The sequence below is a fragment of the Vampirovibrionales bacterium genome (genome assembly GCA_016712355.1).
In the GTDB taxonomy this organism is placed as follows: domain Bacteria; phylum Cyanobacteriota; class Vampirovibrionia; order Vampirovibrionales; family Vampirovibrionaceae; genus JADJRF01.
On record JADJRF010000005.1, the window covers coordinates 2,015,129 to 2,032,089 of the forward strand.

Consider the following 16,961-nt stretch of genomic DNA (forward strand, 5'->3'; position numbering starts at 1 on the left):
AGGAGAGGGCGCGGATGATAGAGACCCATCGCTACGAAATCACTTTTAAAAAAGAAGACCTCCACGTCGAGCTGTCTTCCGACGACGAGCGCTTTATCTCGCGTCAGATGAATCAGTGGTTTCGCACGATTCTCGAAGAAAATGACTTTCCGCCGCTGCCCCCGGCGCACGCCCCGGAATTAACGCCGCCTCCGGCGCTGGAACCTGTCGCCGCCGCGCCATTGCCTGCGCCCGAGACAGTGACCCCAGTCCCCGCCCCCGTTGCGGAACCCGTGGCTTTGCAATCGCCTCTGCCGATTGCCTCTGTCGATACGCTCCCGCCAGTGACGGCCGCGCCGCCGCCCGTGGTAAGCCCGCCCCCAGCGCCTGCGGCGCCGGTTGTGCCCGTGGCGCCGCCGGAAGCTGTCGCGCCCGCGCCTGTTGAAGTGAGTCCCGCTCCTGTTGTCGAAACGCCTGCGCCTGCTGCAGCAGCCGTAGATACGGCCGAATTGCCGGATGCGTTCGATGACCCGGCCCCGTCAGAATCAGAGTATGTTCCCTTGCCGCAAGCGCCTGTTGTTGCAGGATCCGGCAACGAAGCGGATTTCGAGCGCGTGCTGGACACGCTGATGGAAGATCTCGACCCCGAGGCCTCGCGCTTGCGCAAGCCCAAGCCCGCCTTGACGCTGCCTTCGTTTCGCCCCGCGTCCAAGGCGTCTGCGTCTGGCGACGACGCCGCTGCGCCCGCGCCTGTTGACCCCTCGCCGGTAATTGCGTCGCTTCAGGATCTTTGCGAACGCGCCCAGCCCGCCTCTTCAGAAGATTGGCTGATGATGGCCGCTTATTATCTGGTCTTTTTCGAGGGCGAAGAGCGCTTTTCGCTCAAGCGCCTGAATTCCCTGCTGGTAAAATCCGGGCAATCGCCGCTGAATCACAGCGTACTGGAAACGGCGGTTTCCAAGGGGCTGCTCTCACTGGCCCCGGATATCACGGGACTGGCCGAATCCATTGAATATGCGCTGGCCCCCAGCGGACGAGAAGCCGCCGAAAGTCTGATGCGCTAAGGCTGCGCCTCCAATTCGTTCGCCCGGCAAGAACGCTGGCAAGCGTTTAAGCGGATTCTAACGGGGATTCGCGCGTTATTCTTCCTCTGCGCCGTCGTCCGGAGCGGGAGGGATGGCTTGCGGCGTGGGCGGCAGTTCGCGGACGAGCCAATCAGCGATCGGCTTCATCAGTTGCGGATAGAAGCGCAGCATATCCGTGCCGTGGCCAATATTGCGGAATAACAACAGTTCTTTATGGCCAGAAGCCAGGCGATACAGCATATTCGTATCGTCAAAGGCCTGAGGATCATCCTGGCTGGCTATCATCAGGATGGCATTCTTGAAGGCGTACATCGCCTGCGTGGTTTTTAGGCCCTTGTAATCGAGTCCGGCGGATAGCGTCACGACAGCGCGCACGCGGGCATTGTCGCCAGATGCGCCCAACACAGCAGCATTTGCGCCGATGCTCGCGCCAATAATCGCCACCCTGCGAGAGTCTACCTGCGGGTAATCTTCTGAGGCATCGAAATAACGCGCCGCGCGCAGGGCGTCTTGCGGATATTTGGCCCAATCGGAGGCGGCGAACTGGCGCCAACTGACGTTGCGCCAGACGCTCTTGCCATGACCGCGCAAATCGAGCGTAAGGGCGGCATAGCCCCTGGAAACCAGCAGCGCGGGCAGCTCACCCCAATCTTTATAGCCGCCGTTAAGCGGATGCAGCAGAATCACCAGCGGATAGCGGACCTTGGGCCCCGCGTCTTCTTCGCCGTCTCCCGAAGCGGCGGCGTCGGACGCGTCCGCATCGCTTTCAGGCTTCTGGAAGGGGTCGTAGAGTCGGCCGTAAAGCGTCCCGCCGGGCTGATCCGTGGGAATGGCGACTTCTTCGTAAGGCAGGCGCGCGATTGACGTGAACCCCAGCTTCTTGTCCGCTTCAGCCCCGGCAGCGCTGGCGTCGCTCTCGTCATCTTCATCGCCGCCGGCGTCTGTTTCTGCGCTGGGCTCAGTGGTTTGGGCGGCTTTCGGGTCTTTGGCGCCGTGTTTAGAGGCATCCTTGGCGGGAGGCGCGCCGCATCCGACGAGTAATCCTGCGATGCAGACAAGCGACACCAGAGCGGCGCCGGAGCGAAGGGCGAGAGCGTGCGTCATGAAGGCGGATTCCCGTGGGCATGATTCAACAAAGGGGTTTCCAGCGGCAGAACCAGCGCAAACACGCTGCCCTCGCCCGGACGCGAAGACAACAGCTCAACGCTGCCGCCGTGCGATTGCAGAATTTTACGGCTATGCGCCAGGCCCAGCCCTGTCCCGTTTTTCTTGGTGGAGAAATACGGGGTAAACAGCTTTTGTCGCACCAGTTCTTCTACGCCTGCGCCCTGATCCCGGACTTTGACATAAACATTGGAATCGCCCTTGCGGCGCGCGACGTTCACGGTCACCTCGTCGCCTGCGCGTGAGACTTCCAGCGCGTTTTTCAGCAGATTGACCAGCGCCTGACGGATGCGCCCGGCGTCGAGGCGCAGGTTCAGGCCTTCCAGCGCCGATTCCTGAATGCGCAAGGTCACGCCGCGCTCGTCGTAGGACGGGCGGAAGAACTCGCACACCTCGCGCGTGATCGCCACCAGCGGCACATCCTGCAGGTCCAGCGTGAGGGGGCGCGCATACTGGCTGAGTTCCGAGAGAATCATTTCCAGACTCTCAATCGACTGGCGAATGAGCGCCACATTTTTATTGAGGGGCTCGCGCAGGGCCTCGGCCTCTTCCGGGGTCCCGGACAAGGGCGCCTGAGCGACCTGGGCTTCAATCAGCTTGGCGTACAAGTCGATCAGCCCCAGCGGATTCCGGATTTCGTGCGCAATGACCGAACACAGCTTACCGACCGCCGCCAGGCACTCCTGATCGACCATCCGCCGGTTGAGTTCGCTGACTTGGGCCAACGCCGCCCCCAACGCCTGATTACGATTCTCCAGGCCATTGACCAGCGAAGAAATGACCAGCGTCCATTTTTCATCGAAGCGTCGATCCAGCGGCGTCGCCTGAATCAGCGTGGCGAGGGATTCGGCGTCGGGCAGGCGGCCGGCGGCCATTTCGGCAACGCGCAGGGCCAGCGAGCGACAGTCCTGCGGATGAAACGTCCAGCCGCCGTTGGCCATCGCCAGCGATTGACGCGCATCCGGCCGCCAGTGAATCGCCGCGCAATGGCGATCGGTCAGAATAATGACAAAGCCCAGTTTCAGGGCGTCCGCCTCCTGAAAAGCGTCATCCAGCCGGTAAATCGTCATTTCGGGACGACCGGCGAGCGAGTCGATAATGGGTTCGAGCCGCTCATCGCCCAGCGTGCGGCAAATAGCCAGCCCTTGCAGGCGATGCTCGCGAATCATGCGAATCATGCACGACAGCAGATTTTCAAATGTATCCTTGGCGTAAAGTCCCGTGCAGGCGCTCAGGTGAGCGAATATCCCCTCCAGCCGGGTTTTTTCGTCAATCATGCCGTGAGCCTCATCCAAAAAATACCGCCCCCCCGGCCCTCAAACGCGCAAGCGGCGCGCCTGACGCCGGACTGGTAAAACGGGAAGCCGCCAACCGCATACCAATGAGAGCCATGCAGCGAAAAAGCCCCACGCGCCACCAGCGCTATCAAACCATATCCAGTATACCGCAGGCTGACGATTTGGGCGATGGGACGTTATTTCTCCGGCGGCGACAACGGGGCAAGCTTCCACAGACGCGCCGAACCCGATGCATCCGAAAAAACCGGCGTCAGCTGATCGCGATGCGCCGCAAGCGCCGGGGCCAGCAATCGACGGCTTTCTTTAAACACGCCATCGTCTAAAATATACAACGCCTGGCCGGGAGTGGCGCTTAAGGCGTCGCGCTCGGCCTGTAGCCAGGCGAACAGTTTGTTCGGGTCGCTGTAAAACGGATACCGCTTGGCATGGACGCCCGTATAGAAAAACGCGAGTTCCGGCTTGCGGGCGATCAGCGTTGCGCGGCCCAGACGCCCGCTCTCCTGTGCGGCCTTGATCTGCGCCAGCGTTGCGAATAACGCCCCGTATCGCGGCGAAACCCCCGGCACGCCCGCAGCGCGGATCACGGCGGATTCGCTCCAAAAGGGCAGGGCGCGAGCCAGTTGCGTCGTGATGGCCAGCGTCGCCGCAATCATCAACGCGGCGGCGGCCAGCAGCGCGGCCCGCTCGCGCCGTTCAGGAGGAAAGCAGCGTTGCAGCGCTCCCAGAGCAAGCGTCAGACCCGTTAAATACGCCGCCGTCACCCACGGCAAAACCGGCAGCAGATACCGCGGGCTGACGTAAGGATACGTGAGCAGCAGCAGGAGATAAAAGCCGGTATACAGCCCCAGAATCCGCAGGGCGCGGGGTTGACGCCAGAAGCCAAAGGCAATCAGCGCCAGGGAAAAGATCATCAGCAGCCCGCGGGTCAGGCCGGGAAGGCGAAACCCGTCCAGGCAGATGGGCCAGAACGTCTCAGTCGCCATGCGGCCGTATTGTTCCAGACGCCGCAGGCTGTCCTTGAGCAGCAGAGCGGGCGCCGCGGCGTTTACGGAGGCGTCTTCGTCGCCGGGATCGCGGGCGACAAAGTATTTGAGAAACGAGATTTTAACGGGAGAAGCGTCGACAAAGCGTTGCAGCGCAGGATCGCCTGCCGTTTGGACGCTTCGGTACTGATGCTCGGACAAAAGCCAGCCGCCATAAAGCGAAACCGTCGCGAGCAAGGCCAGCGCGGCGCTTTTCCAGCGTCGATCCAGACTCTCATGCGCCGAAGCCGCAACGCCCAGCATCAGGCCAACAGGACGCATCATCGGCATGAGCGCGAGCAAGGCCAGCAAGCGGATGGCGCGACTTCGCGAGGCGAACGGCCCGCCCGGCTGCCCGGCGCCCTTGATGAAATCCCACAGAAACACAGCCGACAGAAACAAATAGGGGATATCCGCCAGCAAATCGCCCCAATAGCGATGGGCCACGCCGCTAACGACCAGCAGCAATGCGGTCAGCAAGGCGATTTTCGCAGGGGCGCGGCGGCGATAGAGGCTGTAAATGAGCGCGATGGCGCCGGCGTACAGGGCCAGCGTCAGGCCCTTCAGCGCGGGAACGACCACGGCGGGCTGATAGGAGCCCAACAGCTTCATCACGGCGGCAATCATGGCAGGCCAGAGGGGTGGATAGTTGAACACCGGCTGCGGCGTCGGAAGTGACGGCAGCACGTAAGCGCCCGCCTTGGCCAGACTGAATCCGAGCAGGTAGTAGCTCGCGCCGTCCGTATTTTGCGCCGACAGCCACGGGTGAATCGTCCACCCGCCAATGATCGCCAGCGACAGGAGCGCGATAGCCAGCGAAGCCAGCTCCAGTTTGTCGGCCCTGTCGGAGGCAAGCGAGCGCCACCAAGGCAAAACGGGCGGGGATGATGGGGTCATAGCCGCGGGGGGCTCCTATCCTGTGGATATTCTGTAGTATGGAGAAAATCGCGCTCGGGCTCAAGCGTCGGCTTGCCGACGCGCCGTATCTTAAGAATCCGGCTTGCCGACGCGCCTTATCTCAAGAATCCGGCTTGCCGATGCGTCTTATTCTTAAAAATCCGGCAAGCTGACGCGTTTTCGCCTAAACGCCTGCCTGCAAGCGCGCCGTGACCTCAGCATCCGCCTGAAGCAGCGCGCTTTGAGCGATGACCTCCGCGTCTTCCACTGCGCGACCTTTGGCCGGGGGCATGCCTCGCGCAGTCATCACGGCGCGAATTTCGCCCGGAATGGCCTCGCTGAGGCGCGCGCGCGTGCGGGCCATCATCCCGGCGGCGATGCCAACGGCTTCTCCCAGCAAGGCATTATGCTGAATAATCCGCCCCGCGCCTTGGCCCAAAGGCGAATACCCCGCGGAGCGCCCGACCACGGCGAAGCGCCCATCACCCGCCATTGGCCCGCCAGGCAGCAAGGCCAGCGCAGGCCCCAAGCCCACGTTAAACAGCGGTTTTGCGAGCGATTCGCCGGGATAATGCGCCGCCAGCGTAATGCCGCGTAAGTCCAGCCAGTAGCTATACGCGCCGATAGCGTCCTCTGCTTCGACGCCGCCGCCCAGCGCCTGCCCAGCCGTCATCATCCGGCGCGACTGGATATTGAGGGTCTGACGCACGTAGAGGGCTTGCGGCGCCAGGACGCGCGCGCGTCGAAACCCGCCCGCATCTTGCAGAAAACGCTCGAAATCCTGAAGCGCCTCTTGAAGTCCTTGCGGCCAGCGCCCCTCGCCGCGCGAATAACGCAGCAAGCTGTCAAGATCGCGCCCGCGCATCACCAGACCATTGAATCCCAATGTTTCATTGGGCAGACGGGCGATATTAAAACCATCGACGGCGATTTCCGCCTGAGGATAGTCGCTCGCCGCCGCGCCGCGCCATACGTGAAACGCCACGCCAATAAGCGGGTTCAGGATATCGATATAGTCGTCGTCGGGCGGCGAAACCACCGGACGCACAAGCAGTTCTTCGCGCTGTATCGGCGTCAGATGCGGCAATCCTGCGGCCAGATAATCGGCGGCGCGCGGCGACTGGCGCAGAGAGGCTTCAAAGGCGATCAGTCCTTCACGATCCACGCCTTGCGTCTGAAACACAGGCGTTACGCCCAGAAAATTACATTCAGGACCGAAAAGCCCCCCGAGCCCTTCGGTATAGCGGACTTTTAACGCGCGGGCGATATCGGCGTCGGGCGTCGCATCAATCAGGATGCGCGCAAACAGGGGCCGCCCCTTGCCGGAGGGATCATCAAGGCGCCAGCGGCGATCGTCGGCTTCCCAGCGCGGCGTAACAGCCTGACGCGCGTACACAGACGCCCCGGATTCGTGCAGCATGGTCACCAACGCTTCATTGGCGGCGGGCGCATACAGCGCGACGCGGCGAACGCCCGCCCTCGTAAGAAACTCCGCAAACAGCGCGCCCCACAGTCCCGGCGTGATATCCATATAGCAGAGCCCGCCGCGCGTGGACAGCCCGCCCAGCCCATTCCCGGCGCCGCGCGGGTGAATCAGGGCCGTTCGCGCGCCAAATCGCGCCGCCGAGACGGCGGTCAGGACGCTTTCTACCTCGTCGCCTACGACGGCGACGTCATAAACTCCGCTCACTCGCTTAGCGCTCCCTGCGCGCTAAAGTCGGACGCTGGCGCCGCAGGCCTGACAGGCATAATTGGGCTCGCCCAGTTGATTCAAACCCTGGTATTGCATCGGTTCGCCGCAGCGGCAGACGACTTTCTCGCCCTGGGCGTCGCGACTGCTGGAGGCGCAGGCGGCATTCATGCACTTCTCTCCGCTTTCGCTTTTAATGACGCGACCGCCGCATACGCTACAGGGCATGAAGAGCCTCCTTTATGATGGAACTATGGATGCGCGCGCCGGACGCTCTCTGTTGAAAATCAGCCCCGCGGCTCCGAAGAGTCATCATACTCGATAAATCCTGGGCCTGATAAATCCCGGACAGATTAAAGTCCCCGTGAACGCAGCGCGCGCGAGGCGGCGGCGCGTGTTCTGACGCCGGGTTTTTGGTAGTCTTGTGGTGAGACGCTTGCATCATACGCTTGCGTTGCTTCCGTTCAAGACGCGCTGACGCCCCCTGAAACCGGAGTTCGCCCTCTATGACGCCTTCTTCGACGCCCGCTTCGCCCTCCGGCGTGGAATACAAGGACACCCTGAATCTGCCCCAAACCACCTTCAAGATGAAGGCCGGGGCCGCCGCGCGCGAGCCGGAAATCGAGGCGCTGTGGGAAGAACTCGACGTCTATAATCGCGCGCAAGCCAGTCGCGATAAATCCCGCAAGTTTATTCTGCATGACGGGCCGCCGTATTTGAGTTCCGACAAGATTCACATCGGGACCGCGCTCAATAAGGTCCTAAAGGACATCATCACCCGGTATAAGTTTCAGCGCGGGTATTACGCGCCCTACGTGCCGGGCTACGACGGGCACGGGCTGCCAATCGAGAACGCCGTGGTCAAGTCCGTCAAAGGCGGTCGCAGCGCCATCACCCCGCTGGAGTTGCGCAAGCGTTGCCGGGAATTCGCCGCCAAAAACCTTCAGGGACAAGAAGCCAACTTCAAACGTCTGGGCGTCTGGGGAGACTGGGCTCATCCGTATCTCAGCATCGACGCGGCCTTTGAAGCCACACAGGTCAAGCTTTTTGCCCAGATGTACGAAAAAGGCTTCGCCTACAAGGGCCTGAAGCCGGTCTATTGGTGTTCGGACTGCGAAACCGCTCTCGCCGACGCCGAAGTCGATTACGCTGATCACACCAGCGACAGCATCTACGTGCGTTTCGCCTTCGACGACGACTCGCTGACGCCGCAACAGGCCTTACTGAGCGGCGCAAAAGCCGTTATCTGGACGACCACTCCATGGACGCTGCCCGCCAATCTGGCGCTGGCGGTGAATGCGAGTTTTCTGTATGTGGTCATTGAAACCGAGGACGGCGAACGGCTGCTGCTGGCCAAAGACCGTCTGGACGCCTTTGCGCAGGACGTCGGGCTGGAATCGTGGAAAATCTGCGGCGAAATGGATGGTCAGGGGCTGGAATTCGCCCGGGCCCGGCATCCGTTTATGGATCGCCTCGCGCCGGTGCTGTGCGGCTCGCACGTCACCCTGGACGCAGGCACCGGCGTCGTCCATACCGCGCCCGGCCACGGGATGGAAGACTACGCCCTGTGTCACGACTATAACCGCAAGGCGTTTCGCGACAATCCCCTGCCGATTCTGTCGCCGCTCAATAATCGGGGCGTGTTTACGGAAGAAGGCGGAGAGCGCCTCGCTGGAATGCGTTACGACAAGGCAAACGCCAAAGTGCTGGAGCTGCTCAGGGAAACCGGCGCGCTGCTGGGGCATACGCCTTACCTGCACAGTTACCCGCATTGCTGGCGCTGCCACGAGCCGGTGATTTACCGCGCGACCGAACAATGGTTTATCGCCGTGGACAAATTCCGCGAGGATGCCTTGCAGGCCATTCGCGGGGTGACGTGGATTCCCGCGCGCGGCGAGGCCCGCATCGCCAGCATGGTCGAAAGCCGCTCTGACTGGTGTATTAGCCGCCAGCGCGTGTGGGGCGTGCCGATTCCGGTATTTTACGACGACGCGACCGGCGAGATTCTCATTAATCAGGCGATTATCGCGCAGTTATACACTCTGTTTTCGCAGCACACCACGGATATCTGGTGGGAATGGACGCCCGAGCAATTGCTGGAAGGCTTATCGGACAACGATAAGGCCGCCATCGGACTAGGCAAGCGCACGCTGCGCAAAGAGATGGACATTATGGACGTCTGGTTTGACAGCGGCGTCACCCACACGGCCGTCGTCGAAGCCCGCCACGAACAACTGGGCCATCTGCCGGTTGAACTCTATCTGGAAGGCTCGGATCAGCATCGCGGCTGGTTTCAGTCGTCGCTGCTCACCTCGGTGATGCTGCACGGCATGGCGCCGTATCAGCGCGTGCTGACCCACGGCTTTGTGCTGGACGGACAAGGCCGCAAGATGAGCAAGAGTCTGGGCAATGTCATCGACCCCAATGCGCTGATCGCCCAGCACGGGGCCGACGTACTGCGTCTGTGGGTCGCCAGCGTCGATTACTCGGTCGACGTCCGGCTCGGACAGGAGACGGTCCAGCAACTCGTCGAGGTCTACAAGAAAATCCGCAATACTGTTCGCTATATGATCAGTAATCTATATGATTTCGACCCGGCGCAGCACACGGTCGCCCCTGAAGCGCTGGCACCGCTGGATCGCTATATCCTGCATCGCTTACAGGAAGTGGTCTCAGCCGTCGGCGAATCGTTCGATCAGTATGAATTCCACCGGTATTATCAGGCCTTGCAGAATTTCTGCGTGGTGGAGCTGTCGGCGCTGTATTTTGACGTCTGCAAGGACGTCCTGTACTGCGATCCGGCCAACAGTCCGCAGCGGCGCGCGATTCAGACGACGCTGATGACGCTGATGAAAACCCTTATCCCGATGCTGGCGCCGGTGACGCCGCATCTGGCGGATGACATCTGGCTGAACCTGCCCCCAGCGCAGCAAGCGGCCTTTACTCCCGGCGAGACGCCGCCGCCCAGCGTCACGATGCTGCCGTGGCCCGAAGTGCGCATGGACGCGATGGATTACGGCGTGAAAGACGCCTTCAACGCCTTTTTCAGCGTAAAAGATGTCGTGAATCTCGCGCTGGATGCGGCGCGCGCGCGCGGCGATATCAAGAGTTCGCTGGAAGCGCGGGTGGAAATCTGCGTCAGCGAAGGCGCGGATCTCATCCTCAAGCCGTTGGGCGAACTGGCTCTTCCCCCGCTGCTGCTGGTCTCGGACGCCCGCATTGTTGAGACGCCGTCTGACGAGGCCGATCTGCTGGAACGTCAGGAACGCTCAGAAATCCGTCTCTTCGGCGAAGAATCGCGCCGGATCGTGATTCAGGCGAGCGTCTATCGCGCAGTGGGCTCAAAATGCGCGCGTTGCTGGCACTTCTGCCCCTCTGTAGGCGAGATCGAAGGCCATGCCACGATTTGCCAGCGCTGTCACGAAGCCGTCAACGCCTAAGCCAGCCCAGCGGTCAAAACAGGGCCCGCGTACGGCCTTCTATGAACGCCTTCTGAAGGCGTGATTACTCGTTAGGGGCGATGGCGATTTTAATCGCGCGCCCGGCCTCGACGGCTTCCAGCGCGTGGGTCACCTCGCGCAGGGGCGCGCGATCCGTAATGAGCGGCGTGGGATCAATAGTCCCGTCAGCAATCCAGCTCAGGGCCTTCTCAAAAAAGGCGGGCGTGTGGTGAAACGGACTAATCACCGTGATTTCATCGTAATGCAGCCGTCTGGCGTCCACCGGCAGAATCGTTCCCGCCGGACAACCCGCGAAGAGATTCACCAGACCGCCCCGGCGAACGAGCGTGAATGCCTTTTCCCACGTCTGCGGGAGCCCGACGGCTTCAATGACGATATCGAATCCACGCCCGTGCGGGGTATAGCGTCGGACGATTTCTTCGGCGTCGCTGCTCTGGGCAATATCCACCACAGCGTCGGCCTGAGCGAAGCTCTCGGCGAGGCTTCGTTTCAGGGCATTGCGCCCCAGCGCCGTCACGTGCGCCCCGCTGATTTTGGCCGCGCGCGCCAGCAATTGCCCGATGGGCCCCAAGCCAATCACGGCCACGCGATCGCCGGGCGCGACATTGGAGAGGGCCACTCCGCGAAGCGAAACCGCCAGCGGTTCTGCGAAAGCGGCCGCCTCAAACGAGGCCTCAGCCGGAATTTTCAGCGTGTTGCGCGCGACAATCCGCGCGGGAATCACCAGATACTGGGCGTAAGCGCCATTGAGCAGATCGAGATCCACGCACAGATTAGGCTTGCCTTTGCGGCAATAGAAACACGATTCGCAGGGGGCCGAATTGGCCGCAACCACGCGATCGCCCAGCGCAAATTGCTGCACGCCCTCTCCCAGCGCCGCCACAGTACCGGCAAACTCATGGCCAAAAGGAGAGGGAAAAGACTTCAGCAACACCGGATGACCCCGGCGATAGCACTTCACGTCGGTTCCACAGGTGAGCGCGCGCGCGATCTTCACCAACAACTCGCCAGGGCCGGGAGTGGGCAAGGGGACGCGCTCATAGCGAACATCGCCAGGCTGATAAAAGCGCATGGCCATCATCTCGGCGGGCAGGTCAGGCGGGCGAGAACCCGGCCGGTCCGGCCCAGGGCGATGCAGCGGGGCTTCCAGCGCCATCAGATACGCGCCTCCGCAGGGGGTTCGGGCGTTTCAGGCGGCGGCGGGGTCAAGAAAATCTTGATCGCCTCGCCGCGCTGGTAGCGCGCCAGCGCCTCATCGATCGCCGACATCGGAAAAGAGTGAGTACAGAGGGGCGACACGTCAATCTGACCGTTAAAAATCAGCGCCGCAGCTTCCCGCAGGTCTTCCACCGCTGGCGAGTAGCTGGGAATCACCGACAATTCGCGAAAATACAGCAAGCCCGGATCCAGCGTCGGTCCCGCATGGTGCGGACTGGCAAAGAGAATCAGGGCGCCGCCATCGCGCGCGCGCTGCAACGAGAGCGACAGCGTTTGCGGCGTCACGACGCTCAGAAAAACCCGATCCACAGGCGCTTCAGCGGGCGGAATCAGGGGCGCGTCCGCATCCACCGTGACGCCGGCGTCGAGCCATCCGCGCGAAAGCCCTAGAGCGACGCGATCTGCTTGACGATCATAGCCTTCTACCCAGTAGCCGCGCATTTTATAGACTTGCGCTGCCATTAAACCGATGAATCCCAGACCGATAATAGCGACCCGCCCCTGATAGGCCTCACCGCCACGGCGAACGGCGCGCAGCACGCAGGCCATGGGTTCTACGCAACTGGCTTCGGCATCGCCAATCGCATCGGGGACGGCAAAGGTCGTCAACCGCAAATGATCAGCGCTCAGCGCCAGACGCTGGGAGAATCCGCCGGGAATGAGATTACTGCGCTTGAATTGCGCGCACATGGATTCCGCGCCATTGCGGCAATCGTGACAGGCCCCGCACGGCGTATGATGGGCGCAGGCCACGCGATCGCCCACCCGAAAATCGCTTGTCGCCTCTGGGCAGAGGGCTTCAATGCGACCGACGACTTCATGGCCCAGCACCGCGCCGGGAGGAGCCTTGCGGTGACGCCATTTATCCAGATCAGATCCGCACAGGCCGCAGCCGATGACGCGTAATAACGCGCCTCCTCGCGGCAAGACCGGATTCTGAACCTGACTGAGAGCTAAAGAGCCGTTATTCTGAACCGTTGCGGCCAACATTCCATCGTCTCGATTGGGTGCGCGTCTGTCTGACGGCTGCGCGCGCGCGCGCTTTATGGTAAGCATTAAAAATACCCTAAAAATGAGAACGTGTCTGATGCTCCTGCTTCCCGTCAGCGACCTGCTGAACCGGCGCGATCCCATTGCGCTGGATTGCGATTTTCCTGAGATTGGCGAGGGGTGTCATCTGGCCGGCGCCATCACCGTGTGGCCTAACGGGAGCGGGTTTCGGCTGCGCGGGGCGCTTCAGGGCGAGGCGCAATTGATTTGCGATCGCTGTCTGCGCGCGTTTTCGCGACCGCTGGCGATTCAACTGGATGAAACCTTTCTGGTGCGCGCCGCCCGTCGCCCTCATGCAGAGAAGCATGGCGAGAAACACGGCGATCGGCATAGCGACCCTATCGAAGAAATGAACCCGGAAGAAACCCTCGACGAGCGCGATTCGCTGGACATCGCCGATCTCGCCCGCCAGTGGGCGGTGATGGAAACCGCCGGACAACGGGTCTGCGGCGATCCGACGTGCGCGTATTAACAGCGCCAGGCGCGCGCGCCACTCTAGCGCTTTGCCGCTTACAATAACCCTATGACCGCCGTGATTATCACTGAGGCCATCTGCCTGCGCGGCTACGATTTTAGCGAATCGAGCCGGGCGCTTCATTTTTATTCGCCCCAGCGCGGGCTTATTCGCGCGGCGGCCAAAGGCATGCGCGGGGCCAAAAGCGCCTTGTCGGGCGTGGGCGAGAAGCTGGCCATCAGCCACTTGCAATTGCGAACCGGGGCCTCGCTGCATACGATTCTGCAGTATCAGAGCGTTGAGGCCTTTCCGTTTCTGCGCAGCGACTTGATGGCGCTGGCCTGCGCCAGCCTGTTGGCCGAAACCACGCACCGCCTCGGCGGAGAAGACGATGTGGATGCAGAGCCCACGTATATGGCGCTGCGCGGGGCCTTGTACCGCTTGCAGGCCGTTGCCGTCGGCGCGCCGCAAACGCGCGAAGGCGAGGCCATTGGCGTCCTGGCGCAATCGCTGCTGCACTTGCTGTCGCTGAGCGGCTACGCCCCCGCGCTGGATTATTGCGTCGTCAGCGGCGAGCCGCTGGACTGGCAGGCGTCGTTCTATGCGTTTTCGCCCGAACTGGGCGGCGTTCTGAGCCCGGATGCGGCCCGGCGCGAAACGGGCGGCAGTCGCGTCAATGTCTCGACCGCCACGCTGCGCGCGCTGAGCGCCCCGGAGCGCGCGGACTGGCAGCGCGTGGACGCAACCCGCGCGCTGGGCTTTCTGCGGTATTACCTGACGTATCGATTGGAGCGCCCATTGCGGGCCTTCACGTTTTTATTGTCGCTGACATCCGCCCCCACGCCAGCATCGACCGGCGCCTCTTTAACGCGACCCTCGCCTGCGTTAGAATAGACAGGCTGCTCTTGCGTTGTCAGCCCGGTTTCCCGTCTGAAACGTCTTTCGCTTTGCCTAAAGGATGTTGCCGCGATGACCCCTCCCTCTGCGCCGGCGCTTGAAACGCCACCGTCGCGCGCCGTGAATGAAGGCTACCGCTCGGTTCTCAAAAACCGGACGTTTGTCTTGCTCTGGCTGGGGCAGGTGTTCTCGCAACTGGGCGATCGCGTCGTCTTTGTCATCTTCATTGCCGCAATCACGGCCTATTATGGGGCCAATGATCGGTATAACAGCTACTTATATATTGCGTTTACAATTCCGGCGATTCTGCTGACGGCGATTGCCGGGGTTTTTGTCGATCGCTGGCCCCGGCGCCTCACGCTGGTCACCACGAATCTGTGCCGCGCGGCACTGCTGGCGTTTCTGCCAATGGCGGCGCATCAGGGGCTGATGGGCATTTACGCCCTGGCGTTTCTGGTTTCGTCCGCGACGCAATTCTTCGTGCCCGCAGAGTCCGCGACGATTCCGCTGGTGGTGCGAAAAACCCAGCTCATGACGGCGAATTCCCTGTTTACGACCACGATGATGGGCTCTGTCATCTTTGGTTTTGCCCTCGGCGACCCGCTGATTAATATCTTCTCGCTGGAACAGGTTCATTGGGCCGTGGTCGGCCTGTTTTTACTGGCAGGCGGCGTGCTGTGCTTTGTCAAACCGCCGGGCGATCCGTCTGCCGCCCGACTGCGCCCTACGCAGCGAGACGTGCTGAATTCGTTACGTCGCTTCGGCGCGGAGATGCACGAGGGCGTGGCGTATATTTTAGAGCGCCGCGTCATTCTCAAGACCATCCTCAAGCTGGCGCTGCTGTTTTCGGTTGTCGTGGCGATGTGCATCCTGTTTATCAGCTTTGCGCGCGATTTTCTGTATGACAACCCGGCGGTGGCCTCGCGAAAATTCGCCTATATCGTGACCTTCAGCGGCATCGGGATGTCGGCGGGCGCGCTGGTCGTCGGGCGATTCTTTCGCGATGCGGGACGCCAGCGCATGGCCTATGGCGGATTTCTGGCGATCGGAACGTTCCTGCTGGCGATGGCGCAAATGGACTGGATTCCCAAACACGCCATGTTGTTCGGCGTCCCGGCGCAATCGGTCTCGCTGGGCGGTGGATTGCAGTTATTTCTGGAGCGCTTCCCGCTGACGCTGCGCATGGCGCTCACGTATGGCCTTTCCACGTTGATGGGCGTCGCTGCGGCCTTTGTGGCCATCCCCCTGCAATCGCTGTTGCACGAGGTGATTCCCGATGACAAGCGTGGTAAGATTATGGGCGTCCAGTTCACGCTGCTCAGTACGGCCTCGACGCTGCCGGTACTGGCCGCCGGCCTGGGCGTAGAATATTTCGGGACAGCGGCGATGCTGAATTTGATGGGCGCGCCGGTGTTCGCAGTCGGCCTGTTCGGCCTGATGCGCCTGATTGCAAGGGCCAGAGAGAGACGACATCATGCCCATTCCGCTGCTGAAGACTGGTAAACGCGGGCGCGCCTTTCCTGAAATTCGGCGTCGGTTGTACTTCTCGGTCAGTAGCGAGGGATTCGGGCATTCCAGCCGGGCGATCGCTTTGGCGCAACAGTTTGAAGACGACGAAATTCTCATCGGCGCTTACAGCTATGCGCTGGAGCGCGTGGAGTCGTTTGGCCTGCCGTGCGTAGAGATTCCGCAGGAAGTCGAGTTCGTGGGCGATGCAGGCAGTTTCAGCATCGGGCGCACCTTGCTGCATAACCAGTCGCGCGCCCTGAGCTTCAATCAGATTGTGCAGGACGAGATGGAAGTCATGCGCAATTACGGCATCTCGCTGGTGATCGCCGATGGGCGGATGGCCCCGGTACTGGCCGCCTCGCAACTGGATATTCCGTGCGTGGTGGTGACCAATCAGAGCGCCTTTTACCCGTTTTTCGCGCGGGATTCGGCGCTGGTCAAGCTGTTCGGGCGCTCGTTCGAGTGGGTCATGCGCTTCTGGCTGTCCAGCGCCGAAGAGATTTTTATCCCCGATTTTCCGCCGCCGCATACGGTCTGCCTGCCAAATCTGGCGCGGGATTTTCAAGTCATGAAGCGCACGCGCTTTGTCGGGCCGCTGGTTGCCTGGAAGGCCGAGGATGTCGAGCCGCTGGCGCGTCCCCATGGCTCCGGTCCGCTGGTGGTCGTGGGCCTGGGCGGTCATAGTTATCGCAAGCCCTTGTTTGAAGCCGTTCTGCAAATGGCCGCGCAATCGCCCCACATCCAGTTTGAATTGCTGACGACCTTTACGGAGTCGCAGCTTCCGCCGAACGTTCGACTGAACGCCACGCCCAAGATGGCGGTTTCGTACTTCAAGGCCGCCGATCTGGTGATTACCCAGGGCGGCCATAGCACGGCCATGGAACTGCTCACGCTGGGGCGCCCCTCGCTGGTGATTCCTGATACGAATCAGATTGAGCAGGAGAACAACGCCCGGCGTCTGGCGGAACTGGGCGCGTCGCGCGCATTATCGTATGAGCAGGTCAGCGCGGGCTTGCTCAAACCGGCGATGGATGCGATGCTGGAGTCGACTTCGTACCGTCAGGCCGCTGAATGTCTGGCCGCCGAAGCCGCCCAGATTGACGGCGCGCGTCGCGCAGCGGATGTTCTCCGCGAATACGCAGGACGCCTGTTGGCCTATTAGCGCATCAGACGCGCCGCCGCCCGACGCCCCGCCTCTGGTAAGATGCTGGTGAGCTATTTGTATTGTTAAGCCCAT

Annotated in this window: 13 protein-coding genes; 6 read left to right on the plus strand and 7 right to left on the minus strand. The window is 61.8% G+C overall.

Annotation, left to right across the window (positions count from 1 at the left end; all coding sequences use genetic code 11):
• The first annotated feature begins 14 nt into the window (after positions 1–14).
• Positions 15–1,043 (plus strand): hypothetical protein, encoded by a 1,029-nt coding sequence (locus tag IPK79_10670; protein MBK8190899.1) that lies wholly within the window; start codon positions 15–17, stop codon positions 1,041–1,043.
• A 75-nt stretch (positions 1,044–1,118) separates the two neighbouring features.
• Here the strand turns inward: IPK79_10670 and IPK79_10675 are convergent, their stop codons facing one another.
• The 5 genes from IPK79_10675 to IPK79_10695 form a co-directional block, all read right to left on the minus strand.
• Positions 1,119–2,168 carry an alpha/beta fold hydrolase gene (locus tag IPK79_10675; GenBank protein ID MBK8190900.1) on the minus strand — a complete coding sequence of 350 codons (1,050 nt, stop codon included), beginning with the start codon at positions 2,166–2,168 and terminating at the stop codon, positions 1,119–1,121.
• A complete protein-coding gene (locus IPK79_10680) occupies positions 2,165–3,505 on the minus strand; it encodes a hypothetical protein (protein MBK8190901.1) in 1,341 nt (446 codons plus the stop codon). The genes IPK79_10675 and IPK79_10680 overlap by 4 nt, the downstream gene beginning before the upstream one ends.
• Positions 3,506–3,702: 197 nt before the next feature.
• Positions 3,703–5,445, minus strand: a complete 1,743-nt coding sequence (locus IPK79_10685; GenBank protein MBK8190902.1) for a hypothetical protein — start codon at positions 5,443–5,445, stop codon at positions 3,703–3,705.
• Positions 5,446–5,629: 184 nt separating this feature from the next.
• Positions 5,630–7,135 carry an FAD-dependent oxidoreductase gene (locus IPK79_10690; protein MBK8190903.1) on the minus strand — a complete coding sequence of 502 codons (1,506 nt, stop codon included), beginning with the start codon at positions 7,133–7,135 and terminating at the stop codon, positions 5,630–5,632.
• A 21-nt stretch (positions 7,136–7,156) separates the two neighbouring features.
• Positions 7,157–7,363 (minus strand): hypothetical protein, encoded by a 207-nt coding sequence (locus IPK79_10695; GenBank protein MBK8190904.1) that lies wholly within the window; start codon positions 7,361–7,363, stop codon positions 7,157–7,159.
• A 278-nt stretch (positions 7,364–7,641) separates the two neighbouring features.
• Between IPK79_10695 and ileS the strand changes: the two genes are divergently transcribed.
• A complete protein-coding gene (ileS, locus tag IPK79_10700; GenBank protein MBK8190905.1) occupies positions 7,642–10,575 on the plus strand; it encodes an isoleucine--tRNA ligase in 2,934 nt (977 codons plus the stop codon).
• A gap of 64 nt (positions 10,576–10,639) precedes the next feature.
• Here the strand turns inward: ileS and IPK79_10705 are convergent, their stop codons facing one another.
• Positions 10,640–11,752, minus strand: coding sequence for an alcohol dehydrogenase catalytic domain-containing protein (locus IPK79_10705; protein ID MBK8190906.1), 1,113 nt, complete (start codon positions 11,750–11,752; stop codon positions 10,640–10,642).
• Entirely contained in the window at positions 11,752–12,804 is a 1,053-nt protein-coding gene (locus IPK79_10710; GenBank protein MBK8190907.1) for an alcohol dehydrogenase catalytic domain-containing protein, read from the minus strand. Before IPK79_10710 ends, IPK79_10705 begins: the two co-directional genes overlap by 1 nt.
• A gap of 97 nt (positions 12,805–12,901) precedes the next feature.
• On the opposite strand from IPK79_10710, the gene IPK79_10715 reads away from it, so the two are divergent.
• The 4 genes from IPK79_10715 (at position 12,902) to IPK79_10730 (ending at position 16,886) form a co-directional block, all read left to right on the plus strand.
• A complete protein-coding gene (locus tag IPK79_10715; GenBank protein MBK8190908.1) occupies positions 12,902–13,336 on the plus strand; it encodes a DUF177 domain-containing protein in 435 nt (144 codons plus the stop codon).
• 51 nt (positions 13,337–13,387) lie between these two features.
• Positions 13,388–14,212, plus strand: coding sequence for a DNA repair protein RecO (gene recO, locus IPK79_10720; GenBank protein MBK8190909.1), 825 nt, complete (start codon positions 13,388–13,390; stop codon positions 14,210–14,212).
• 75 nt (positions 14,213–14,287) lie between these two features.
• On the plus strand, positions 14,288–15,718 hold the full coding sequence (locus tag IPK79_10725; GenBank protein MBK8190910.1) for an MFS transporter: 1,431 nt from the start codon (positions 14,288–14,290) through the stop codon (positions 15,716–15,718).
• Positions 15,690–16,886: a hypothetical protein gene (locus IPK79_10730; protein ID MBK8190911.1), complete on the plus strand. Its 1,197-nt coding sequence runs from the start codon at positions 15,690–15,692 to the stop codon at positions 16,884–16,886. Before IPK79_10725 ends, IPK79_10730 begins: the two co-directional genes overlap by 29 nt.
• Positions 16,887–16,961 lie beyond the last annotated feature (75 nt).

Excerpts from the sequence above, each read along its gene's own strand:
- IPK79_10670 (MBK8190899.1), top strand. The coding sequence starts at position 15 with ATGATAGAGACCCATCGCTACGAAATCACTTTTAAAAAAGAAGACCTC.
- IPK79_10675 (MBK8190900.1), bottom strand. The coding sequence starts at position 2,168 with ATGACGCACGCTCTCGCCCTTCGCTCCGGCGCCGCTCTGGTGTCGCTT.
- IPK79_10680 (MBK8190901.1), bottom strand. The coding sequence starts at position 3,505 with ATGATTGACGAAAAAACCCGGCTGGAGGGGATATTCGCTCACCTGAGC.
- IPK79_10685 (MBK8190902.1), bottom strand. The coding sequence starts at position 5,445 with ATGACCCCATCATCCCCGCCCGTTTTGCCTTGGTGGCGCTCGCTTGCC.
- IPK79_10695 (MBK8190904.1), bottom strand. The coding sequence starts at position 7,363 with ATGCCCTGTAGCGTATGCGGCGGTCGCGTCATTAAAAGCGAAAGCGGA.
- ileS (MBK8190905.1), top strand. The coding sequence starts at position 7,642 with ATGACGCCTTCTTCGACGCCCGCTTCGCCCTCCGGCGTGGAATACAAG.
- IPK79_10705 (MBK8190906.1), bottom strand. The coding sequence starts at position 11,752 with ATGGCGCTGGAAGCCCCGCTGCATCGCCCTGGGCCGGACCGGCCGGGT.
- IPK79_10710 (MBK8190907.1), bottom strand. The coding sequence starts at position 12,804 with ATGTTGGCCGCAACGGTTCAGAATAACGGCTCTTTAGCTCTCAGTCAG.
- IPK79_10715 (MBK8190908.1), top strand. The coding sequence starts at position 12,902 with ATGCTCCTGCTTCCCGTCAGCGACCTGCTGAACCGGCGCGATCCCATT.
- recO (MBK8190909.1), top strand. The coding sequence starts at position 13,388 with ATGACCGCCGTGATTATCACTGAGGCCATCTGCCTGCGCGGCTACGAT.
- IPK79_10725 (MBK8190910.1), top strand. The coding sequence starts at position 14,288 with ATGACCCCTCCCTCTGCGCCGGCGCTTGAAACGCCACCGTCGCGCGCC.
- IPK79_10730 (MBK8190911.1), top strand. The coding sequence starts at position 15,690 with ATGCCCATTCCGCTGCTGAAGACTGGTAAACGCGGGCGCGCCTTTCCT.